Annotated in this window: 22 protein-coding genes; 3 read left to right on the forward strand and 19 right to left on the reverse strand. The window is 38.5% G+C overall.

Annotated features, from left to right (window positions below):
- Positions 1 to 18: 18 nt before the first annotated feature.
- Positions 19 to 552: a TlpA family protein disulfide reductase gene (locus ND811_RS06175; RefSeq protein ID WP_265351231.1), complete on the reverse strand. Its 534-nt coding sequence runs from the start codon at positions 550 to 552 to the stop codon at positions 19 to 21.
- Between ND811_RS06175 and ND811_RS06180 the strand changes: the two genes are divergently transcribed.
- Positions 543 to 938, forward strand: coding sequence for a hypothetical protein (locus ND811_RS06180; protein ID WP_265351232.1), 396 nt, complete (start codon positions 543 to 545; stop codon positions 936 to 938). The two genes, ND811_RS06175 and ND811_RS06180, sit on opposite strands and share 10 nt — an antisense overlap.
- Here ND811_RS06180 and ND811_RS06185 read toward each other — a convergent pair.
- The 8 genes from ND811_RS06185 to recN form a co-directional block, all read right to left on the reverse strand.
- Entirely contained in the window at positions 921 to 2,060 is a 1,140-nt protein-coding gene (locus ND811_RS06185) for a glycosyltransferase family 4 protein (RefSeq protein WP_265351233.1), read from the reverse strand. The two genes, ND811_RS06180 and ND811_RS06185, sit on opposite strands and share 18 nt — an antisense overlap.
- Positions 2,054 to 2,923, reverse strand: a complete 870-nt coding sequence (locus ND811_RS06190) for a 3'(2'),5'-bisphosphate nucleotidase CysQ (RefSeq protein WP_265351234.1) — start codon at positions 2,921 to 2,923, stop codon at positions 2,054 to 2,056. The genes ND811_RS06185 and ND811_RS06190 overlap by 7 nt, the downstream gene beginning before the upstream one ends.
- A gap of 18 nt (positions 2,924 to 2,941) precedes the next feature.
- A complete protein-coding gene (locus ND811_RS06195) occupies positions 2,942 to 3,370 on the reverse strand; it encodes an LIC11625 family surface-exposed protein (protein ID WP_265351235.1) in 429 nt (142 codons plus the stop codon).
- An 18-nt stretch (positions 3,371 to 3,388) separates the two neighbouring features.
- The gene (locus tag ND811_RS06200) at positions 3,389 to 5,572 is read right to left on the reverse strand and encodes an ATP-dependent helicase (protein WP_265351236.1); all 2,184 of its coding nucleotides are present in this window, start codon (positions 5,570 to 5,572) and stop codon (positions 3,389 to 3,391) included.
- The gene (locus ND811_RS06205) at positions 5,573 to 8,449 is read right to left on the reverse strand and encodes a BamA/OMP85 family outer membrane protein (RefSeq protein WP_265351237.1); all 2,877 of its coding nucleotides are present in this window, start codon (positions 8,447 to 8,449) and stop codon (positions 5,573 to 5,575) included.
- Positions 8,450 to 8,453: 4 nt separating this feature from the next.
- Positions 8,454 to 8,885, reverse strand: coding sequence for an ExbD/TolR family protein (locus ND811_RS06210; protein WP_265351238.1), 432 nt, complete (start codon positions 8,883 to 8,885; stop codon positions 8,454 to 8,456).
- A gap of 9 nt (positions 8,886 to 8,894) precedes the next feature.
- The gene (locus ND811_RS06215) at positions 8,895 to 9,509 is read right to left on the reverse strand and encodes a MotA/TolQ/ExbB proton channel family protein (RefSeq protein ID WP_265351239.1); all 615 of its coding nucleotides are present in this window, start codon (positions 9,507 to 9,509) and stop codon (positions 8,895 to 8,897) included.
- A 75-nt stretch (positions 9,510 to 9,584) separates the two neighbouring features.
- Positions 9,585 to 11,294, reverse strand: coding sequence for a DNA repair protein RecN (gene recN, locus ND811_RS06220; protein ID WP_265351240.1), 1,710 nt, complete (start codon positions 11,292 to 11,294; stop codon positions 9,585 to 9,587).
- Positions 11,295 to 11,423: 129 nt separating this feature from the next.
- On the opposite strand from recN, the gene ND811_RS06225 reads away from it, so the two are divergent.
- Complete coding sequence (locus ND811_RS06225) at positions 11,424 to 13,130, forward strand: patatin-like phospholipase family protein (RefSeq protein ID WP_265351241.1); 1,707 nt, start codon at positions 11,424 to 11,426, stop codon at positions 13,128 to 13,130.
- Here ND811_RS06225 and ND811_RS06230 read toward each other — a convergent pair.
- The 10 genes from ND811_RS06230 to ND811_RS06275 all read right to left on the reverse strand — a co-directional run bounded on the left by ND811_RS06230 (position 13,127) and on the right by ND811_RS06275 (position 21,766).
- Positions 13,127 to 14,128 carry a PLP-dependent cysteine synthase family protein gene (locus ND811_RS06230; RefSeq protein ID WP_135744210.1) on the reverse strand — a complete coding sequence of 334 codons (1,002 nt, stop codon included), beginning with the start codon at positions 14,126 to 14,128 and terminating at the stop codon, positions 13,127 to 13,129. The two genes, ND811_RS06225 and ND811_RS06230, sit on opposite strands and share 4 nt — an antisense overlap.
- Complete coding sequence (locus ND811_RS06235; RefSeq protein WP_135744209.1) at positions 14,129 to 14,506, reverse strand: FKBP-type peptidyl-prolyl cis-trans isomerase; 378 nt, start codon at positions 14,504 to 14,506, stop codon at positions 14,129 to 14,131.
- Positions 14,507 to 14,513: 7 nt separating this feature from the next.
- Positions 14,514 to 15,140 (reverse strand): 3-isopropylmalate dehydratase small subunit, encoded by a 627-nt coding sequence (gene leuD, locus ND811_RS06240; RefSeq protein WP_265351242.1) that lies wholly within the window; start codon positions 15,138 to 15,140, stop codon positions 14,514 to 14,516.
- Between the two features lies 1 nt (position 15,141).
- The gene (gene leuC / locus ND811_RS06245; RefSeq protein WP_265351243.1) at positions 15,142 to 16,536 is read right to left on the reverse strand and encodes a 3-isopropylmalate dehydratase large subunit; all 1,395 of its coding nucleotides are present in this window, start codon (positions 16,534 to 16,536) and stop codon (positions 15,142 to 15,144) included.
- Positions 16,537 to 16,613: 77 nt separating this feature from the next.
- Positions 16,614 to 17,441 carry a hypothetical protein gene (locus tag ND811_RS06250; protein ID WP_265351244.1) on the reverse strand — a complete coding sequence of 276 codons (828 nt, stop codon included), beginning with the start codon at positions 17,439 to 17,441 and terminating at the stop codon, positions 16,614 to 16,616.
- 4 nt (positions 17,442 to 17,445) lie between these two features.
- Positions 17,446 to 18,906 carry an FHA domain-containing protein gene (locus ND811_RS06255; protein WP_265351245.1) on the reverse strand — a complete coding sequence of 487 codons (1,461 nt, stop codon included), beginning with the start codon at positions 18,904 to 18,906 and terminating at the stop codon, positions 17,446 to 17,448.
- Positions 18,866 to 19,621 carry an ATP-binding cassette domain-containing protein gene (locus tag ND811_RS06260; RefSeq protein ID WP_265351246.1) on the reverse strand — a complete coding sequence of 252 codons (756 nt, stop codon included), beginning with the start codon at positions 19,619 to 19,621 and terminating at the stop codon, positions 18,866 to 18,868. Before ND811_RS06260 ends, ND811_RS06255 begins: the two co-directional genes overlap by 41 nt.
- On the reverse strand, positions 19,608 to 20,195 hold the full coding sequence (locus tag ND811_RS06265; protein WP_265351247.1) for an SIS domain-containing protein: 588 nt from the start codon (positions 20,193 to 20,195) through the stop codon (positions 19,608 to 19,610). The genes ND811_RS06260 and ND811_RS06265 overlap by 14 nt, the downstream gene beginning before the upstream one ends.
- The gene (locus tag ND811_RS06270; protein WP_265351248.1) at positions 20,185 to 20,958 is read right to left on the reverse strand and encodes an LBBP_01157 family protein; all 774 of its coding nucleotides are present in this window, start codon (positions 20,956 to 20,958) and stop codon (positions 20,185 to 20,187) included. Before ND811_RS06270 ends, ND811_RS06265 begins: the two co-directional genes overlap by 11 nt.
- Entirely contained in the window at positions 20,945 to 21,766 is an 822-nt protein-coding gene (locus ND811_RS06275; protein WP_265351249.1) for a glycosyltransferase family 2 protein, read from the reverse strand. The genes ND811_RS06270 and ND811_RS06275 overlap by 14 nt, the downstream gene beginning before the upstream one ends.
- Before the next feature lie 30 nt (positions 21,767 to 21,796).
- Here ND811_RS06275 and ND811_RS06280 point away from each other — a divergent pair, with 30 nt between their 5' ends.
- Positions 21,797 to 23,689, forward strand: coding sequence for an O-antigen ligase family protein (locus ND811_RS06280; protein WP_265351250.1), 1,893 nt, complete (start codon positions 21,797 to 21,799; stop codon positions 23,687 to 23,689).
- The last annotated feature ends 52 nt before the right edge of the window (positions 23,690 to 23,741 follow it).

Below are 23,741 nucleotides of genomic sequence, written 5' to 3' on the forward strand. Positions count from 1 at the left end.
TTGTTTCGCATTGCACAATTATGGCAGTTCGGACGCAGCCCACACATGAGAGCGAATGACAAGCCCCGATAGGTCAGATCCAACAAGTCCATACTGGCGGTATACAATCTTACCTGACCGATCGAAGACAAGGAGGCAAGGAATTCCTTCGACGTGATAAAAATCTGTCAATTTCCAGTCTTTATCCAGTAAGGTGGGGTAACTCATCTTAAGTCGTTCCATATCTTTTTTGATTTTTTCTATGGGTTCCGAAGTATCAGTGTTAATCCCTCGAAAGACAAAATCCTTTTCGGATACGGAAGACTTCCATTGGTTGATGGTGGGAACCGCTTTTGCGCAAGGCTCACACCAAGTGGCCCAAAAATCCAAAACAAGAACCTTCCCTTGAAAAGATTCCAAACGTTCGACATCGCCACCCACTGTGGTTAAGGGTCCTGTATAAAAATCGTTCTGTTCCCCTTCTGGTTTACAAAAAAAGAGAGAAAGAAGAAAGATCAGATAAAAACTGGATTTAACGTGTCGCAAAGTTTGGGTCATCCTATTTGAATTCATTAATTTATAATTACTTTTCCAACTTAGACGAATGGAATGATTACGTAAAGGGAAACTGGAGAGGAAAAGGAATTTCTATGATTCCGTCTACAGTCCAACCTTATGAATCAGGAGATGAAACAACCGTTATCTGGAAAGCCAATACAAAGGAAATCAAGTCTTATTTTAAACGTGGTAAATCAGAATTTTCTTTCATTTGGTTATTGGAATCAGATGTCCTTTGTGATCGAATCAAATTAATTGCAAAAGATGCTGACTGGGAATGCGAAATCCAAGCCATGACAAAGGATAGATTCCATTTGCACGTACTTCCCCAATCAGATAAATCGAAAATTCTATACTCGGGTGTGGTCACAAAGAAGACTGGTCTACTCTCCTTCCTTTAAAACCTTTCTAAAAACTTCTTCAGTAATTTTGGCCGCATTTTCCCAAGTAAATTCAGAAATCGTTACTTCTTGAGGTTTCGGATCTGCAAAATATTTTTTAATGGATTCAGCCCAAAGTTTTGCATCTTCATGAGTTTTATAAGGTAAATAGACAACACCTTGTTTTCCAATTTCGTGGAAAGTAGGAATATCCGAGACAATACAATTCAATCCGTGGAATATCGCTTCTACCATAGGAATCCCAAAACCTTCATATTTACTGGCAAAGGCAAACAGACCTGCCTTTTTGTAAATATGCTGTAAATCGGAGTCAGACACTGAATCCAAAATATGAATGTCTTTGTATAAAGCGCGTTCCTGCAACAATTCCTCAATAAATTCTGGCGACTCCCAACCAATTTTTCCTACGATCACCCAAGGACGATAATGATGAGGATCCAATTTACGATATTCGCGGAATACATCTAATAAGAATGGATAGTTTTTTCTTGGTTCTATTGTTGAAACAGATAACAAAAAATCATTACCTAAATCCTTTACACAATTAGAAGGCTCTACTTCCAAAAGTTTCAACATCTCCTTTGGATTCACACCAGGATAAGATACACCTGTTTTTTCTATAGGGTATCCAAACTTACGACACATATCATCACTCGTCTGTTTAGAAATGGAAAGAATGAAACTTGACCGTCTAACAGAATAACTCTGAAAAAGTCTTTGTTGGAATTTAGCAATCCAACGCATAGTTTCGGGGTATAAATATAAAACTAAATCGCAGTAAGTTAAAACCGCACGAAGTGCACTAGGCAAAAAAGGCGGTAACACCTGTTGGGAACCCCAAAACAAATCTAATCGATGTTTTAGTAAATAGAAAGGAACAAAAAGATTATAATACAAACCGCCTTTCCATTTCAAAAAACCTCCACCCGATACCCAAGTTACATTAGGAAGATCCAAAACAGTTTTATGGTCATCATGAATCGGTAAATGGGAAAACAGAAAGAAATCATATTCCTCTTTATGTGGAAATGCCTTTAAGGTTTCTGCGATGAGCCGTCCAACACCAGAGACTCGGGTGGAGAGAGGTCTTGCATCTAAGCCAATACGTTTTGTCTTTACCATCGTTCCTTTACCTTGAGTGACAATTGGTGAAAGTCAATTTTCGATTCTAAATATTGAACCGCAGATTTTTTCCCCGCAACCAAACCAAAGGAAAGTGTATTCGGTTGATTAAAATGATATTCATTATCTTTCAATGGAAAACAAGTAAAATTGTCTTCATCTAGTAGAGCGATTCCGCCGCAAATATCCCATTCGTTTTTCGGTTTTAAGGAAACGATCAGGTCGATAAAACCAGCAGAAAGCAAACCTAACTTATAAGCAATACTACCCATAGAACGAATTTGGAAATCGTCTTTCCAAAATGAATCAGCAAACAAACCCTCTTTCATTTCTGATAAAGAAACCAGTAATACAGGCTTATTTGCAACCGGATTAGCCTCTTCTAACGGATGTAATACGGAGGTACTTCCAACAACCAAAGCTCTAAAATTCTCTTCTGTTGCAAAAGGCGGCTGAAGTTTTGCAAAAAATGTATTTTGATTTTTAGAAAAAAACTCTCCCGTTGCCGGATTGAAGATCACTCCCCAAATGGCTTCCCCATTCCGAACAAGACCCAAACTGAGAGCAAACTGATCATTCTTTTTGACAAACTCGCGTGTGCCATCAATTGGATCAAGAATCCAAACCCATTCTTTATCCAAACGAATATCTGAATCAGTTTTTTCTTCTGACAAAAAACCATGAGTTGGGAACCTTGAGGAAATTTTCTCAAATAAAAATTCGCTGGCAAATAAATCCGCTTCGGTAACTGGATCATTGCCACCTTTATCACGAATCTGGAAGTCCGATTTGTAAATGGAAAGAATAGAGTCTCCAACAGATAGAACCCACCGCCAAACTTCCCTAAAATCGTTTTCTTCCATTCCGTCCTGATACTAACTTTAGTTCTTTTTTTCTTCTTTATGAGCGTTGGAACCTAAATCCAAACCTTCTGGTTTTTCTAAGACAATTTCTTCAGATGGGGAAGTAACGTAAGTTTCTGGATCAACAGGAAATTGGTATTGAAAATAATAATTCTTATATTTTACAAAGAATGTGTTCGTTCCTTCTGGACGTTCCGTTTGTAAATCTTGAAATTTAAGATCTTTTAAATCCTTTTTTGGATTCGCCAATCGTTTAGAAAGAGTACTCCGAACAGAACTAACCATATTGGCTTCAAAATTCTTTTTCTTTTGTTCTTCCGTAAGTTTTGGATTTCTAAGATAGTCTTCTAACTTTGTAAACTCTTCCGCCAAACCAGAGTTTTGCTGTGCAAAAACCGTCGTTACAGGAAACAATACAAACATACTTAAAATCCAAAATCTTTTCATCGTTTTTCCTCTTCTAGTTTATGAAATTATCTCTAATGGTGTATATGCCAATAAGAATTTTTTATCTAAATGAGATCCAAATCGAACTTCCACCTTTCGATTGTCTCCTGAACCCGAAACAGATAGGATTCGTCCTTCTCCGTAAACTTTATGACGAACCTTGGTTCCAACTTGGTATTCTCCATCACCCACCTTTGCCTGCACAGTTTCAAACTTCTCTTCCGTTCTCTGAAACCTTTCCGCCCTTGGTGAAAATTCCGGCCTTCTCACACCATAACGATTTTCGGTAAACTCACCATCGATGAATTCGCTCGGTAATTCCTCTAAAAATTGTGACGGAAGTCTTGCTTCTACATCTCCAAATTTTCTGGTAAATCTAGAAAAACTAATCTCTAAATTTTTACGAGCTCGAGTGATCGCTACATAAGCCAACCTACGCTCTTCTTCTAATCCATCAGGCGAATCTATGGACAAAAAATGGGGGAAGGTACCCTCTTCCATTCCTGCCATAAAAACATGTTGAAATTCGAGTCCTTTAGCATTATGAACCGTCATAAGGATTACATAATCTGGTAAATCTTTCGTATTATCTTCGCTTGTGATGAGAGAAATGTTAGCAAGATATTCTTCAAGTGTCGCTTCAGGATTATTTTCTTCAAACTCTTTCAGCGCATTTACAAATTCATTTAAATTGGAAAGCCTAGAAAAGGAATCTTCTGTTCCTTCATTTTCTAAAAATTCCCTATAGCCTGAGTGTTCCAAAACTTCATAAGCAATCTCTGAAGGAGTTTTTTTACCAAGGTCTTCCATTGCGGAATCAAACATTCTATGCAATGAAACTAATTTTTGCAGTGTTCCTTTTTTGATATCCGGCACTGCCTTTCCTAAACATTCAAATAAGGATATACCTTCGTTTACCGAATGAGATAACAACCGACTTACAGTAGTTTCACCAATACCACGAGGTGGTGAGTTTATGATTCGAAGAAGAGATGTGGAGTCCACTGGATTCACAACTACAGAAAGATAAGCAATTAAATCCTTTACTTCTTTTCTGTCAAAAAACCGAAAACCACCAAAAATCTTATAGGGAATGGCTCTTTTTCTAAGTGATTCTTCAAAGTATCTGGATTGGGAATTGGTCCTATAGAAAACAGCAAAGTTGGAATATTTTTGCCCTTTTCGAACACCCATTTGGATTTTCTGAACAATCCCTTCCGCTTCTTCCATTTCATTTTGGTAAGAAGTTAGTTTGATTTTATCTCCCAATGGATTTTCTGTCCGAAGGGTTTTATTTGTCCTTTGTTTATTATTGGAAATTAATGCAGCCGCAGTTTCTATGATGGTTTTAGTAGACCGGTAATTTTCTTCTAATTTTACAACAACTGCGTCGGGATAATCTTTTTTAAAATTTAGAATATTCGAAATATCGGCACCACGCCAGGAATAAATGGATTGGTCATCATCCCCAACAACACATAAATTTTTATGTAAAGAAGAGAGTGATTGGACTAAATGGTATTGGATTTTATTAGTATCTTGGTATTCATCAACCATAATGTATTTCCAAAGTCTTTGGTATTTTTCCAAAATGACCGGGAAATCACGAAACAAAATTACAGTTTTTAGGATCAAATCTCCAAAATCTAAAGCATTTCGTAAGGTTTTTCGTTTTTCATACTCTAAGAAAATGGAAGCAATGGTTTTTGTATAAGAATCGTCGGCCTTTTTTTTAGCATAATCTTCTGCAGTTAAAAAAGAATCCTTTGCTTGGGAAAAAATATTAGATAAACTCGATGGACGAAATTCTTTTGTGTCCATGTCTTTGGACTTTAAGATTTCTTTGATCAAGGATTCTTGCATATCACTGTCGTAAACAGTAAAGTTATTTCCGAGTCCCAAAACCTTTCCTTCTCGCCTTAACAAATATAAACAAAGTGAGTGAAAGGTTCGAACAAAGGGTTCGCTGTTTCCTTCGGGCAACAAACTTCGACACCGACTACGCATTTCTTCGGCGGCTTTATTTGTAAAGGTTACAGCAAGGATTTGATTGGGATAAACCTTATGGTTCAAAATTAAATTGGCAATCCGATAAGTAATCACCCGAGTTTTTCCCGAACCCGCACCAGCAAGAATCAGAAGTGGCCCTTCTACTACCTCAACAGCCTTTTTTTGTTCTGAATTGAGTCCAACTAACTCCACTTAAAACCGCATATCCCCAATACCGAAAACAAATTGAAAACTGTTATTGTCGGGATAAAGTCCGAAGGGTCTGTCCTCAACACCCGTATAACGAATTCGCTGAGCAAAATACAAACGTAGCGGTAATACGGGAATCTGAATCCTAAGTCCAAAACCCCAAGAAAATCGGAAGTTTTGCATAGATAAGTTTTTACTGGAAAGCACCAAATTTCCAGGATCGTTGACCACTAGTGGCGATTCGGGAAGTTTTTGTCCGTATGAATTATAATTTTCATATAAATAAGTTTCTACTGGCTCAGAAGCCCGCTGTGCGCGAACAAGGGAGTCATAGTTCTTAAAGAATTCTTTTCTTTCCCCTACAGCCCTGTTGATTTGTTCATACATTGCACCGCCATCGAAGAAAACGACAAACCATAGTAACGAAGGTTCAATAGGAAACCGAAGTTCCGAAGTGAAAAGTACCCTACTTGAAGCCCCATCCTTCCATTCGTCTGGGTAATATTTGTCATCAAAGAACCAACCACGAAGAGATTCATATCCACCTAAGAACAAACGATCTTGAACTTGAATATAAGGAATTCTTTCTTTATCTTGCACTTTGTATTTCGGTGTCCTTTCAAAAGTAAAGACAGAAGAAGTTCTGAACTGTTGGACCACACGCCACCGCCTAAGAGCGTTTTTGCGAATGAGACCAAAAAACGTATAATCAAACCAGGTATGATAATATTCTAAAATCGGACTAAATTGGTCGAAGTGGGATTCTCCACCGAGAAATTGCCCTACGTTATCTACAGAAAAAATTAAATTAAAACCTTGGGTAGAGTTAAATACGTTATCGCGACTATCATAAGCAATACCATTGGTTAACTGAGAACGAAATTGCCAACCACGATCCACTTCTGCTAACACTTGATCTGATACAAGTGACGTTGGCCTCGTTGAAGCAAAAAAGGAAGGAGAATAACGATGAAAGTGAGTCCAGTTAATGAGAAAACGGTGACCAAGACCAGCACTAACACCCACACCAGAGCGTTCATAAGATGCGACTTCTTTGATCCCTTGGTTGTTGTTTTCTGTAATGGAAGTAGCACCCACAAACAATGTTCTGGAAGAATAAAATGCAGATAGTGTAAGGGACCAAGGTTTATCCATAAACCAAGGTTCTGTCCAAGAAATTTGTAAATATCTTCGGATCGGTCCAAATTCCACGCGACCATTGATTTGTTGACCGGTTCCGTTTAAGTTATTTTCGCCTAACTGAGTAAAAATGGAAAATCCAGTTATGGTTCCATAACCACCACCCATTGAGACAGTTCCTGTAGGTTGTTCCACAAGCTCAATGATCAAGTTCATCTTGGTTTCATCAGAACCGGGGCGCATATTAAAGTTTACTTCTTTAAAATAACCCAAATTAAAAATACGTTCCCTTGATCTATTTACAAGTGTGGAGTTAAAAAGGTCGCCTGGTTTAAATAAAAGTTCCCGACGAACAACTCTATCCTGAGTTTTTTTATTTCCTTTGATGATGATATTTTCAATGAATGCTAAGTTATTTTCACGAATCGTAAAATCCACATGAATGAATTTTTTTCCTCTTAACTTCGGTTCCTCTTCATAGATCTTTCTTAGTTTTGCAACGTTCAGGCGATTATGTTCTTCATGACAATCTGCAATGGCATCGGCACTGCCTCGTTTGTCACAATTTTCATAACGAGACAAAGAGCCGTCGCTTAGCTCGACTACTTTTCTCCTTGGAATTACCTGTGCAAATAAATAACCTTTAGCCGAATAAGCTTCGTTAATAGAGGCACGATCTTTCTGAAATTTTGTTTCATCGAATACCTCCCCCACATCGGAAGGTGCAAACTCATACTGGTCTTCCAAATATTTAATAGGGTAAACCGGCGACCATTCTTCTTTCGGTGTACCAACAGGGTTATTTTCTTTATTCAAAAATTGCGGCATCCCATTGGGCGCTATAGTCATATCATGACTTGTGGAATAACCGTTGTAGAAATACTGTTCACCTTCTATGATTTTAAAATTAACGATAACAACTCGTTTGTCTTTTTTTTGAGGATTCTCCCAGCGTATTTCCCAGTTAGTACCTTCATTACTTAGCTCAGCATCGACATACCCTCGGGATTTCAAATAGGCAGCAATTTTTTGTTTATCAGATTCAAAAGCAGATTCTTTAAATACTCCCGATTCGATAATACCACTTTCTTTTAGATCCATGATACCTTGGATATCATAAGTATCTATTTCACTGTTTCCAAAAATGTTAATTTTACTGACAGGGATTTCCTCACCCTCATCGATAATAAACTTCACCTTTACAGTATTAGTTTCTGGATTTACCGGTTCAGTCTCAAAACGAACATAAGCAAGAAAAAAGCCTTCATCACGGTATTTTTTTAGAATTACTTCTTTTGAAAGAGTAACTTTTTTCGGCGTAATGACTTCATTTTCTTTTAAGGGAATTTTATCTCTTAAGTCAGACGGAAACACTTCGTCAGCACCAATAAAATCAATATCTTTAACACGGGGTCTTTCTTTTACAACAACAAGGATTTTTACACCGTCACCGTCGGCTTCCCCTTGGATATCAATATGATAAAAATATCCAGAAACAAATAAGGTACGCATATCAGCGTTTAATAATCCTTGAGAAAGTTGAATCCCTGGACGCATATCCATCAAATCCAAAATATCGTCTGAGGAAGTATTGATATTTCCTTTAAACTCAATCTTAGTAATGACTTTATCTAAATATACAGTTCGATTTGACCAAAGGGAAACCCACTCTGCCGAAACTAGTAATAGGAGAGATAAAACAAAAAAACTAACTGATCTAATTTTTTTTCGAATATTCAAAGAATCACTTAGATGTGCCTTTTACCATCGCTAAGTTAAAGCGGCTAACACCGGCAGCATTGACTGCATCAATTACCTTAACAACAACTTGGTAGGACGCACCACCATCTCCACGAATAATGACTTTGTTTTTTTTGGGATCTCTTTCCTTTTCTGGACCAAGAAATCCATTGATCTTTTCGGTAAGTCCTTCCAGAGGAACAGCTTCCGCATTTTGATCTAAATATATCTTTCCCTGTTTATCCACAGTTATCACGAGTTCGTCTTTTTGTTTCTCTTTAGCAACACTTGAGGAGCGAGGCAACTCTACCTTCAAAGCAGTGTTTTTTTCTAAAGTTGCATTCATCAAAAAATAAATCACTATAAAGGAGATAACATCAATGAGAGGCGCAAGCTCGATGTTATTAAATGATTTTTGCGTTTTGCGAAATTTCATTTGATTTGTTTATTTGTTCAGGTGTGGTAACACCAAATCTGTTACGTTTTCCATTTCCGTAATTCTTTCCTCTTTCATACGAGAGAAAAGATTATAAAAAATGTAGGCTGGAATGGCAATTCCAAGTCCCATCGCAGTGGTAATTAAAGCCTCTGAAATTCCAACTTCCGCACCTTGGGTTCCAGCACCTTCAGCAAAGGAACGGACAATCCCGATCACTGTCCCAAGAACTCCAAGTAATGGAGCAATAGTGGCAATGGTTCCAAGACCAGTTAAATATCTTTCCATTAGATAAATTTGGCGAAAGCCTTCTTGGCGAATATCCTCTTCCCAAAACTGGACTCCGCGTCTTTTCAGATCAAATGCCATACGTAAGAGAACTGCTGCTGGAGACTGAACGTCATGACCCAGTATGTCCTTGGCTTCATCCCATTTTTGTTCACGAGCAAGCTCCCTGACACGACGAAAGTGATCCTGAGGAATGGCTTTCAGTCGAAAGAAATAAACAAGTCGCTCCACAATGATCGTAAAACCTACGATGGATACAAAGATAATTAAAATAGGGATGGTTTGCGGAGGAACCGAAGAAATGATTGAGTCTGATTTGGCGAAAGGAAAAAACATGAATGGGACCCCATTGAAGGATTACGAATAGAGTTTTCAGTCTTCCCTTTTTCGCCAAATACTATTTTTACGACATCACCCCGCTTTTTTCATTAGCAAATCGGTGGCGGCTTTGAGCACCGCAGAGGTCAGTTGTTTACCACCGATCATCCGAGCCAGTTCCCTCTTACGTTCTTCAAAATCAAGAATTGAGGCAATCGACACAGTCCTACCACCTTCCTGACGTTTTTCGATTTTGATTTGATGGTGGCCGGAGGCCGCCACTTGCTGTGTATGAGTGATGAGAAGAATTTGCGAGTTTCTTGCTAGTTTTTTAAGCTTTGTTGCCATTGCCTCAGCTGCCTCACCGCCGAGTCCGGTATCCACCTCATCCAAAACTAACATTTGTGGAGAAGGTGCTTGTTTTCCAAGGACACTGCGAAGAGCAAGCATAACCCGAGATAACTCCCCTCCCGAAGCCACTTTTCTGAGTGGGCGTGGTTTTTCTCCCGGATTGGCACTAAAATAGAACTCGATTTGATCTAGTCCAGATTCAGAAAGGAAATAAGACTTGGAACCTTCTTCGACCTCGCCTTCAGGGTTCTCTTCCCAACGAAGGACTACCTGGAGTTTTCCACCTTCTAGTCCCAAATCAGCCATCTCTTTCTGGACATCTTCTTCAAATTGGGAAATCACATTTCGGCGTAGCTTAGATAGTTGAAATCCAAGATCCTTCAACTCGGCTAAGCATTGGTCTTTTTTGATTCGCAAAAAATCTTCATCCCCAGCCTGCTCATTCCAACGTTCCAATTCGGATTTTTTTTCCTCTAACAAAAGATTAATTTCAGCAAGACTAACATTGTATTTTTTCTTAAGCTTTTTTATGTCTTGGAGTCTAGACTGAACCATATCCAATCTCTCCGGGCTAAAAAAAAGTTCTTCTTCTTCCTCCCTGATGACTGATTTCAGGGATTTTAATCTGTCATATACCTCTTCCCATTCTTCTAACATTTCCTTTTTTTCTGGAACTAAAATGGAAACTTTTTGGATGGCGTGGATTAAGGTTGGAAAAACTTTCAAAATGGAATTTTCTTTTTCTACCAACTCCTCTAACACCAAACGATAGTTTTCTGCTAATTTTTCTCCATTTGCTAATAGAGATTCTTCAGTAGATAAACTTTCGTCTTCGCCTTCTTTGGGAGAAACGGATTCAATCTCTTCGATTTCATATTCGAGGATTTCTTTCCGTTTAAGCATAGTCCTTCTGGTTTCTTCAAAATCTATGAGTTTCTGTTTCCAATGTCGATATTGCTGTAAGGCAGATTTGAATTTAAATTTTAAAGATTCCAAATTGCCATAACGATCTAAAAATTCTAATTGGTTGGATTTTTCTAGTAGAAAGAGTTGTTCATTCTGACAATGAATCTCTGCCATAGTTTTCCCAAGCTCACGTAAGTGAGAGGTAGATGCTAAACTCTCACCAATTTTAACCCTTGCTTTTCCATCTTTCATCAGTTCTTTGGTGATGACAATTTCATCTCCTGTATAACGAAAGCCTTGTTCCATCAAATAATCTTTGGCCAAGTTTTGCCCCGCAAGGGAAAGGACTGCCTGTAATGAATAACGATCTTTTCCTTGGCGAATGTTCGCTGTCGAACACCGTCCCCCAAAGAGAGAAGCCAATGCATCGAAAATTAAGGATTTTCCTGCACCGGATTCACCAGTGAAGACAGTGAGACCATCCGAAAGGGAAAGTTCTAAGGATTCGAAGAGTGCAAAATCTTTAATTTTCAAATGTGTGATCATATAGACTCCTGTTTACTAAACATATATCTACTACTTAACATATAGATAGTCAACGAAAATTTTTAGAAACGTATAAAAAACGAAATTTCTCTCTCTTTCCTATCTGAAACTCTGGTGGAAAAGGTCCTTATGAAAGATTTAGAAGGGAAAATTCACCTCGTTTCCAGCTTACCCCTATTCCGAAGTTTATCGAAAAAAGAAAAGGTTTGGGTGGCCGAGGCGGTTCATATTGTCGAATCCGAACGCGAAGAGGTTCTTTTCAGTGCGGGAGATGGAAACCGAAGTTTATTTTTAATTTTGTCTGGTGGGATTAAACTGTTTCTTCCCAAAAAAGGAGAAGGCAAACGCGAAGAAGAAGTACAATACCTGAAAAAAGGGGAGTATTTTGGAATCCAATCCCTACTCACTGGAGAAAAACATAGTCATACAGCAGTTACAGTTTCCGAATCTAGGTTTTTAGTTTTATCCCAAACAGAGTTTCAAAAGTTAATCCAAAAAATACCTTATTTATCGATCACCTTTTCTAAAATGTTAACCAAGTCTCTTCGAGGTGAACTACTTGGAGGAAGGGAATACTTTCGTAATTCCGTCGTTTGTTTGGTGCATTCTGACCCGATGGCAAAAGACCATTTAGCAAAAGATTTAGTAAAATCCATCGAAGAGGAATCAGGAAAAAAATCTGTGGTTCTCCATTTTACGCAAAATGGACAAACTGAAAATCCATACCAAAAGTCTTATAAATTTAAAGATTCGGAACGTATTAAAGAAACCTTAGGAAAACATTATGCCAGTCACTCTTTTATTTTTTTGGAAGTTTTTCCTGAAACGGATGAAGAACTCAAACGACTGTTAATCGAAGAAGCCGATCATATTGAAAACTATCTCTCTAGTGACAAAACCATTAATCTTTGTAACTCGATTACCAAAGAATCGAAAGAAAACGAAATTCTCTACCATGAAACAAATATTAGAGATATCGTCGATCACGGAAAATGGGAAATTTATATCCGACGAAAAGCAAGAGAACTTTCCGGAGTCCAAATGGGTGTGGCCCTCGGGGGCGGTGCCGCACTAGGTCTAGCCCAAGTGGGAATCATGAAAGCCATGGAAGAAGAAGGGATCATTCCAGATATGATTTCAGGAACAAGTATTGGTGCAATCATTGGTGCTTTCTGGGCCAGTGGCCTTGGTTATAAAGGAATTTTACCACTGCTTGGTGAAATTGATAGTATTTTTAAAATGTTTAAACTCGTAGACTTATCCTTTCCAGGCCAAGGACTTTTACATGGAAAACATGTTAGGTCACTTCTCGAAAAATATTTGGGGGATTTATATTTTGAAGACCTACCGATTAAACTAAGACTCATTAGTTGTGATATTTCCACAAGACAAGAGATTGTCCTCTCCGAAGGAAAGGTATTAGATGCAGTGATGGCAAGTATCTCTATCCCAGGAGTGTTTGTACCCCAACCCCAAGAAAACGGAAAAACCTATGTAGATGGAGGGATCGTAAATCCTCTCCCCGTTTCTGCTCTTACCCAGGAAGGAATTCAGAAAATCATCGCCATCAATTCCATGCCTAGTTCCAAAGATGAGATGAAAACAAACAAACTATTAAATTTGAATGTTCTCGATATTATTGTAAATAGTTTGTATTCCCTGCAGTATCGAATTGGAAAATACAGTGCACAGGAAGCAGATGTGTATTTGAATCCAATTCTACCCAATTCCAATTGGTTTGAGTTTTGGCGGAGTGCGGAATTTATCCAATTAGGCGAAACCGTAGCAAAAAGTTCTCTTGAAGAACTAAAAAAACTGTTTAGCGAAAAACCTTAATCCCGATCAGGGGATAAAATCACGATATTAAAAGGATTTCTTTCGTTTCTTTCGGACTCAGGAATAGATTCCGAAAACCTAAGAGCTCCTGTGATGACTGTCCCCGTGGTAAGTCCTGCAAAAATTCCTTCCTTTTCGTAAAGGTCAGCTTGCAGGTGTAAGGCTTCATCTTTCGTCACATGAAAATAATGATCAATTAATTTGGGATCATAAACGGCAGGAAGTTGGATTCTTTCTCTTTCTTTTGGATTGTCAGTTTTTCCATATTCCATAAAAGGCGAGTTTTGTTTTCCCGCAATAATGACTTTCACCCGGCGGTCTTGTGATTTTAAAAATCGCCCAATTCCAGTGATCGCTCCACCGGATCCCGGTGCCGAAATCACAGCTCCCACTTTCCCTTGTAAGTCTCTCCAGATCTCAGGACCTGTCGTTTTGAAATGAAAATTGGGATTTGCTGGATTGGATGCTTCATCAGGAATCCATCCACCTAACTTTTTAGCTTTATCTTCTGCAAGTTCAGAAAGACGGCCCAAATCTGATTCATTGGTGACAGTCACTTCTGCCCCGTAACTACGTAATAACTGGATGCGCTCTGGGGAAGTTTGGAGTGGAACCAAACAGAATACAGGATATCCTTTTACTTTTCCAATCCAAGTGAAACTAACCGAGGAAGATCCAGCACCAACAAGCACTACAGACATTCCTTTTTTTAGTTTCCCTCTTTTTTCGGCATCCAAATACATCGCAATAGCAGTTCTGTCTTTCGCAGAGCCAGTAGGATTTAAAAATTCAGCTTTTAGATAAAACTGAACCCCTGTATATTCAGAACCAATCCGATTCAACCGAATGAGAGGGGTATTGCCAATCAGTTGGAGGACATTGTCTACAATGGGTTTGGCAACAGAAAGTTCCTTTCCAAAGATACCTTGTACATTGTTCAAAGCCTGAAGTAAGCTGTTGCCTAAGTCATCGATGCCTTTGGAAATTGGATCTATCATTTATTTTACTTTAATCAGTTCCACATCAAATACAAGAGTTGAGTTGGCAGGAATGGGACCAACTGCGCGTGCGCCGTATCCATATTGTGGAGGGATCGTCAGTTTTCGTTTCCCACCTTCTTTCATTCCCACGATGCCTCTTTCCCAACCTTGGATGACTTGTCCTTGGCCCAATTGAAAACTAAAAGGTTCGCCGCGATCAAGAGAAGAATCAAATACTTTTCCATTGGTTAACTTTCCTGTGTAATGAACCACAACCGTAGTTCCGCGAATGGCTTCTCTCCCTAACCCCTGTTTGGTGTCCTGGATCAAAAGTTCATCAGCAAAAAGACTGGTTGATACGAGTAAAAATCCGAGTAAAATTGAAAACAGTTTCATACGGCGATTATACAGTCTTTGCATACAACCAGGGAACTTCTTTTTGGTTCTTTTCTTCAAATTTTTGAATAAAATCTGCCTTTTGTAAAGTGAGTCCAATATCATCAAGTCCATTCAGAAGGCAATGTTTGCGAAAAGCATCCACTTCAAATGGGTATTTTTTACCTTCTTCGGTCACAACCACTTGATTTTCTAAATCGATTTCCAAGTTCGCACCTGGTTTTTTATCAATGGCTTGGAAAATTTCTTCTACCTGATTCTCCGGTAAAACGATAGGTAACATTCCATTTTTAAAACAGTTATTATAAAAAATATCTGCAAATGACGGAGAGATGATGGAACGAAATCCGTAATCTTCTAAGGCCCAAGGAGCGTGTTCTCTGGAAGATCCACAGCCAAAGTTATCTCTTGTAACAAGGATATTGGCACCTTGGTATCTTTCTGCATTGAGAACAAATTCTGGATTCGGCTTTTTTCCGGCGTCATCTAAAAATCGCCAGTCGTGAAAGAGATGTTGGCCAAACCCTGACCTTTCAATTTTACGAAGGAATTGTTTAGGGATGATTTGGTCCGTATCTACGTTTGCCTTATCTAAAAGTGCAGCGATTCCTTTTAACTTTGTAAATGCTTTCATCTTAATTCCACTCCCGAATGTCTACAAAATGTCCTTCCACCGCAACTGCGGCAGCCATTGCAGGTCCAACCAAATGCGTTCGACCTCCTTTTCCCTGTCTTCCTTCAAAGTTCCTGTTAGAAGTAGAGGCACAACGATCACCCGGAGAGAGAACGTCATCATTCATAGCAAGACACATAGAACAACCTGGGTTTCGCCATTGGAATCCAGCTTCTAAAAAGATTTTATCTAGTCCTTCCTGTTCTGCTTGTCTTTTCACACGACCAGAACCAGGAACAATGATAGCTTCTACTTCCTTACTGACTTTCTTTCCTTTGACGGTACTTGCCACTACGCGAAGGTCTTCGATCCTAGAGTTCGTACAGGAACCAATAAACACTTTATTCACTTTGACATCGGAAAGTTTCTGGCCAGGTTTTAAATCCATATAAGCAAGAGCCGACTCTGCCGATTTCTTTTGCACTGGATCTGTGAAATCAGTTGGACTTGGTACTGTTTCTGTCACAGGGATCACTTGGCCGGGAGACGTTCCCCAAGAAACCATAGGTGCGATTTCACTTGCATTGAGTATCACTGTTTTATCAAACTTAGCACCAGCATCGGTAGCATAAGCTCTCCATTTTGCAGCTGCCACTTCAAATGCTTCACCCTTAGGAGCGAAGTCTCTACCTTTGATGTAATTGATTGTAGTGTCATCTGGAGAAATGAGGCCCGCGCGTGCACCGGCTTCGATGGCCATATTACAAATGGTCATACGACCTTCCATACTCAAAGACCGAATGGCTTCTCCTGTAAATTCGATCACATAACCGGTGGCACCGTCCGTTCCAATTTTACCGATGATAGCAAGAACAATGTCTTTTGCAGAAACAAGAGGAGATAAATTACCATCCACTCGAATCTCTAAAGTTTTTGGTTTCTTCTGAACAAGAGTTTGTGTTGCAAGAACATGTTCTACTTCCGAAGTTCCAATCCCAAATGCGAGTGCTCCAAAAGCACCATGAGTTGCCGTGTGAGAATCCCCGCAGACAATGGTCATCCCGGGATGGGTGAGTCCAAGTTCGGGAGCCACCACGTGTACAATCCCATTGTCAGGATGGTTGATATCAAATAATGTAATTCCGTTTTCTTTACAATTGTCCATAAGAGTTTGCATCTGAAGGACAGAGATGGGATCGACAGATTTCCAATCACGAGTTCTTGTCGAAACATTGTGATCCATCGTAGCATAAGTTGCATCAGGACGGCGCACTTTCCGGTTGGCTAGTTTTAAACTCTCAAAAGCTTGTGGGCTTGTTACCTCGTGAACAAGGTGTCTATCAATATAAATAAGGCAGGTTCCATCTTCCTCGTGGACCAAATGGTCATTCCAAATCTTCTCAAACATGGTTTTCATAACTAGACTCCCCCACTTCCAGTCATAACTCGGACATGGGGTGGTATGTCCAGGGAATTTGAAAAAATAGATAAGTTCTAAGGGGTTTGGATGGTAGCCCCATCCACATAGGTTCCGGAAAGACCCGTGCAATGGGTTGCCGCAGTCCCACCGCCGCCGCCAGTTAAAGGAGCCGTGTATACGCTAATGATAAATCCTACACTGGACTGAGTGACCTTACAAGAACCGACAGCACTAGTCTCCGTACATTTGGATGTCTGTTTCGTTCCCGAAAGACAACTAGTGAGAAACCCATAGTAATTTTGGCAGACACCCGAACCTAAATTACAAGCAAACTTAAATGTTTTTGTGGAGCCTCCGTTTAAAAGGTCCGTCAAATCCGAATCGGAAATTGCCTGAACCGGTGTCCCATCGGTAAGTACAGTCAGAGGATTGGACTTCGGATCTTCCTTTTGGTAAAGGTAAATTAGATAACTTCCTGATTTTGTAAAATTGATGATGGTAGCAGGTGAGTCCACCTTTGTATATTCTGTGCCTTCTTTAGCTAAAACGGCTGAGGATAAATCCAAAGGACAACTGCTCGAAACATAAACAGCAACTTTCGCATAACGAGAAAGTACGACCCTAGTTGCAATTTGAGCTCCAGCAATTTGCATCACTGCATAATGAGTATCACCTGAAACTGCGAAGGAGACAGTTTTAGCAGTAGTTGTAATTCCAGTATACCCTGCTTTAATTTGTGTTCCAAGTCCCGCTACAGTACATCCATTTTCACCAGATTCTTTGGCAAGTAAAAGTGAAGTTGTGGCATCGTTATTCCCTGTTTTTCCTGAACAAAACAGTGTAGAAAGAATCAAATAAAAAACTAACAGGAAAACGAGTTTTATTTGTATCAACCGAATCATATCTCTACCTGCCTCGAAACGAAAGGATTGTTTTTCCGATCTGAATTTCATCTAAATTATGAAGAACTTTTGGTCGAAGTAATTTTTTTCCGTTTAAGTATACCCCGCTTTCTGAAACACAATCAAACAATATATATTTCCCTTTTTTATTTTTTATCTTTGCATGGATTCCTGCAACATTAGGGTCATCAAGCACCAAGTGGTTAGATTCCCAACTCCCTATGGTCACTTCATCAAACTGCAAAGCATACTGAATGGGATTATGATTGGAATCTTTTCGCATAAGAACGGCATAGGAATAGGAAACACCAGGAAGCGATTCTTTCTCAGCAATGGCGACTGCGATTTCTCGATCCTTCGCTGCTTTTTCTAAGGTCTCTCCATACATCCTATCGTAAACTTGAAGTTCTTCCTTCCTTTCCGAAAAATCAGATTCAATGTTTATAACTTTTGCCAAACTAGAATTTGGTTCTTCATACCCACGTAAATAATAAAGTGCCGCCAAACAAAGAAAAATGAGAAAAAAACTAACAGGAAAAAAAAACATTGGATCAGATATCAGTAAGTATAGACTTTTTAAAAAGGAAAGTTCGTATTGAAATTCTAAGTGGGACCCTTGGTCGCCAAATGCAAAACCTCCCGAAAGTATGTTTGTTTTCCATCTGGATAATTTCCAAGGGGAAAGATAAATAAGTTCGTAATCTTCCTCACCCAACGCACGTAAATAGGAAAACAACTCAGAATAACTATCTGGTTTGGAAATTGGATAATGCCTTCCATTCGCATAACTAGCAAGTTTTGTCGCTTCCAAACTGCTGGGTGCAAGCACTATCAATTGTAAGTTCTTTTCCCGAATTCTTTTGGCAAGTTCTGGAATTTCAAATCGATCTTGCCATTCAGGTGAAAAACTTACAAAAACAAGGATATTGTCTTCTGTAGTTTGGTTTTTCTTTATCCCCGTAAGGAAATTTTCCCAGTTTCGAATGGGATAGTTAGGCGGAGGTACCTTCGGAAAAGGAAAGGAAACGTCAAGTACACTTGAGCGGATACGTTCAATAGAATGTTTATTTTCATCGGCTTGAATTTGTAGCTTGGAAGTCCCACCACTTTGTTCGCTCACTTTCACAAGCTGATTTGCCAATTGGACAAGCCAACGACGATCTTCTGCATTGGAATAACTGGGAATTGAAATGTATAAATGCACTGGATTTTTCGCCTCAGTTTTTTGAAGCCGAAAGGAATCTGTAAGGCGAGAATTTGAACCCAACTGCTCTGAAATCACTAATCCTTGGGGATCAAAAGATCGGTTAGAGTGAAATCGAATTTTGACTTCTGGATACGAACCCGTATCCACTGAACGAAGATTCAAATTTGGATTCGCGGAAAGAACCGCAGGAATCAGAACTAAAAACAGAAGTGTCCAATTACTGAAAAAGTAGAGAGGCTTCCTTAAGTTGTTTTCCATATTCTGTTTTTGGCTCCAGGTTTTGGTTTAGAACCGAAATGGTTTCTAAAACTTCCCCTTGTTTCATTATCGTAACTTGGGATGCCAGACTTTCGACGATCCGGAGTTCATGTGTAATAAAAACTATTGTCATCCCCATTTTTGCAAGGTTTTGGACTGTTTCCAAGACAATTTTTTCAGAAAAGGCATCGAGACCCGTAGTAGGCTCATCTAATACTAAAATCTCAGGTGTTCTTAAAAAAGCTAAGGAAAGCAGAATTCTTTGTTTTTCACCACCAGACAAAGTTCTTGCATAAGTTTTCCAATGGGTCCGAGGAATCGACAATTCATCCCAAATCAAAAATAAGGAATCATAAGAAATGTTTTTCAAACCAGATAATTTAAAAAAATCTTGGATCTGTGCCCGGATGGTTCGAAAAGGATGAAAGGCTGAATTGGGATTTTGGGGAACCATAAAGAGCTTTGTACCGAGCCGTTTGGAAAGAACATCTTCACCCAGGACCAAAAATTTTTCGTAGGATAAAGTACAACCTTTCGGAACCATTCCAAATAGAGAGAATCCTAAAGTTGACTTTCCCGACCCCGATTCACCGATGATACCGTGAACGATCCCTCTTTGAATTTGTAAAGATATCCCTTTCCATATCTTTTGCCCATCCTTTGTTCCGATGGTCGCATTTTTGATTTGGATCACATTTGGATCAATCGAGCCCAAAGAGTTCCTTTTCAATGATACTACAAAGGATATGACCAATGAGAATATGACATTCTTGGATTCTCGCAGTTACTTTCGATGGAACAATGATTTCCACATCACCTTTACCCTTTAATTTCCCACCATCACCACCTAAAAAAAGGACAACCTTCATTCCTATTTTTCTAGCCTCTTCAACCGCCAAAACAATGTTTTGCGAATTTCCAGAAGTGGTAAGACCCACGAAAACATCCTTTGGTTTTCCAAAGGCTTGCACTTGTCTTTGAAAAACATATTCGTAACCATAATCGTTAGAACAAGCAGTAAGGACGGCCTGATCACTATTTAAGGCAAGTGCTGGAATTGCTTTTCTTTCGTTCCCTGATTTATAACGAACGACAAGTTCAGCTGCGATATGGGAAGCATCACAACTGGATCCGCCATTACCACAAAAATATAAAAGTCCATCTTGTTTGAGAGACTCTGTAAGGAGTTTTCCTGCAGATTCAATGGATGGCAAAAGAAGTGGTAATAACTTTTGTTTAACAGCAATTGAATCCTCAATTTGAGTTTGTATGAGTGATTTATGATCCATGATTCATTTCCTTTTCCCTTCTTTCTTTTATGGTATTGATTGTATTTCCAAATTCAACTAGTGCAGAACCAAAGCCAAATAGGTTTTTAGCTTTCGTATAGGGATTCTTTTCCACCCCATTTCCTAAATTCAAATAAAACAGTTCGTCCCTCACCAATCGTTTTTGTCTTTCCGTTGCCACAGATTCAAAAAATTCTCGGCATTCTTCACCGATGGCAAGTAGTACTAGAGCCATAGAATTTGGTTTCATTTGCAAAATAATTTGTTCTTTCCAAAAACGTTCCCATGTAAGAACCAATCTCCAATCTTCTTTGGGTGCATCCGCATCTAAAAATAAGTCTGTTTTCGGAATTGAAAAAGCAGAGAGTAAGGTATCAAGGGAAGCCAAATCTTTCGTGAGATTTTGGTTTAAGACACCTTCGTCAACAAACAAAACCCCACCCCACTTATCTTCCTTGTTTCTATATAAATGGTTTCCTGTAATCAAAATCAATGAGTAGTTTTCACCCTCTGCACGAAATAATTTTTCATTTGTTTTTGTTAGGCGAAATTTGGGTATTTCAATGACTACACCAGATGAAACTTGTTTCGTACGAAGTTTTTTTTTCCAATTTTCAATGGCAATCGACCATTCTATAGCAAAAGATTTGGGTTCTTTTTTTCTAGTGACAGCGTCCTTATCATTTACCCTTCGTTCGGACCTAAAAAATGCAAAGATCCGAGCAAACAAACTGTTTTGGGACGTCTTTTTAGTTTTTGCCATACTCTTTTCTTATATTGGACGGGCGCTCAATTTGTTTTCTGTCTAGTTCATATAATTTTGCATATTTGAGAAATGTAGAAAACGAAGATGCAATCGCGATCCAAAGACCAGGAATTCCATCCAAAAACCCGAACTTAAAAATATATATTTCGAAAAATTTCCCGAAAGGTTTAAAGATAGTCTTAAAAAAAGAAAAACGTTCACCTTTCGCATAACGAGTATAAGCAACAATACTAGAAAACTGATTGATCGTGGTAATTTGGTGACTAAAATCTATAAAACTATAATGAAGGATATCTCCTTTCATTATTTTGCCTACAGAGCCAGATTTTAATTCGATGTAATCATGTGGATTTTCTCCCACCCAAGTGGCAGCATTTTTTCGAAACAATCGATACCTACGAAGAGGATACCAACCGCTGTAACGAATCCAATGTCCCAAATGATAGGTCAATCTAGCAATTTTATATCCATCTGCCAAAACATTTTCTGACTCTAAAAAGGCTTCAATCGATTGGATAAGACTATCGTCAGCTCGTTCATCAGCATCCAAAGAGAGAATCCAATCATTAGAACAAAAACCGATGGCTTTATTTTTTTGTTCTACATGTCCAGGAAATGGCGATTCAAAAAATTTGACTTTGGAAAAGGATTTGGCAATTTCTTTTGTACGATCTGTACTTAAGGAATCCAAAACAATAATTTCATCGGAGACTGTTTCGACAGAGCGTATGCAGTCCGCAATATTTTTTTCTTCATTGAAGGTGATAATTGCCACCGACAATTTTCTTTTTCTCTTGCCTTCCATAGGAGTTAAAACCTATTCTGAGAACCAAATATGATTGGGAAAGAAACATTTCATAAGATTTCTATTGTTTTTCTCTACCTTTTCTTTGTTCTATCTCCATTTTCCATTAGCCTTTCTCAAATTTTTGCCGGTGCATCCGTATTTTTTAGGTTACTCGATTTTCTTTGGCAAAAAAAAACTCCGAGGCCTGAAACATATTTCTTTTTTTGGATCCTTCTTTATTTGGGTTTCTTAATTTACCCTCTCTTAAATCCCTCACCTTCTGGATGGAAACATATCTTTTTAAAAACAGAATTCGGGGATGTATGGATGGCATTTTTGCTATTACACCATACGAGACTTTCTCGCATTGAAAAAACAAATTTAAAAAAAGCCGTATTGATCGGTGCCGTATTTCTTATCCTTTCAGGGATTTTATCCCTTTTTTCCCCTTACCGATTAGCCCCTTTTGTGATGGATGGATTCCAATACGTAGAAGGTCGCCGTTTGCCCCATCAGCTGGGAACTCTTTTCGGGATTTTCCCTTTTTATTTACCGATTGGATTTCAAAGCACTCACCTAACATATGGGGGGATGTTTGCTATTTATCTTCCATCCATTTTTTTAACGGCATACAGAAGTGCTCCAACCCTTAGTAAGAAAAAAAAATTTAAGTTTCTATTTTTTTTCTTACTAATCCTAGCATTTTTAGGTTTAGTTTTACTTTTTCTGAACCAAAGCCGATCGGTTTGGTTTGGTTTATTATTTGGTTTATTCCTTCTATCTTTCCAAAAAAAAGTATCGATAAAAAAATATCTACCCTGGTTAGGCATTGGCTTTTTTCTTATAGCGGTTCTTCTCTATCTATTTTACCACAACAACTGGTTATTCCAAAGAGCCATTGATGAATTATTCGCTAAACGTTCGTTAGAAAACCAAAGGATTTGGATTCATAAAATGAATTTTGAAATTTTAAAAGATTCATTTTTATTGGGAGTTGGCAGTGGAAATTATCCAACAGAATTCATCAAAAGAGCAACATTCTTGGTTTTCGAAGCACCAGAACTATATTATGATTTGTCGATCACTCCCAAATCACATGCACATTTTGATTTTCTACATTTTTGGATTTTAGGCGGGTTCACTTCAGTATTTGCTTATCTTAGTTTTTTGTATTTGATCACAAAAAAAATATTACAAGTTGGAAAAAGTAATCTTTTTTATTTAGGTTTTTTCAGTATCATTTTTGCCGGAAGTTTCCAATGTTTTCTGTTAGATGACGAAGTTCTACTTCCTTTTTTGGGACTTTTAGTTTTACTGCCTGCGACTCAGAAAGAAAAAAAAACAAGGACTGAAAATCCTTACCTACGAAACCAAAATAAAGTGTTTGGAATTCTTCTTTTATGGATGTTCACTTCTAGTTTAGGAGCTTTATATTTAACAAAAATCCCAGCTAAGGAACTTTTTTTTCATAGGGCTCGCACAGAACATAACTTTCCAATGCCAATAGCACAATCTGCCATCAATGCTAACAATGCTAACAATGCCGTGCCACTACCAGAGGGAACTCAGGAAATTTATTTTAAACTCGTTGGCTGTTTAGACCATGAGGTTAATTTTGATTCGAATCCTAAGCTGCGAGTTTCACCCATTCAGCTTCATATTCATTGGGAAGATAGTCCGGAAGGTAACCTCCCAAAAACATTAAACTTGGAAATTCGAAAACGAGAGAGTTTCGACCAGGACAAAGAATATCGTGTCCAAAAAGAGAGAATCGTGAAAAGGGATATTTTTTTCAATCCAAGACAAATCCAAAAGATCCAAGTCCATCCGAATGAGTATTTAGGAAAGGGAATTGAATTTGTTGATTTTGGATTTTTATTTTCTTGGCAAGGTGAAAAACCAATCCTTCCAAGAATTGAAATATCAGAAAACTGTGATTAGCTAACTGTTACTGAGTCGCTACGTTTTTTTAATGTAGCCAACGTTCGATTTA

This window comes from Leptospira soteropolitanensis, assembly GCF_026151655.1.
GTDB lineage: Bacteria > Spirochaetota > Leptospiria > Leptospirales > Leptospiraceae > Leptospira_A > Leptospira_A soteropolitanensis.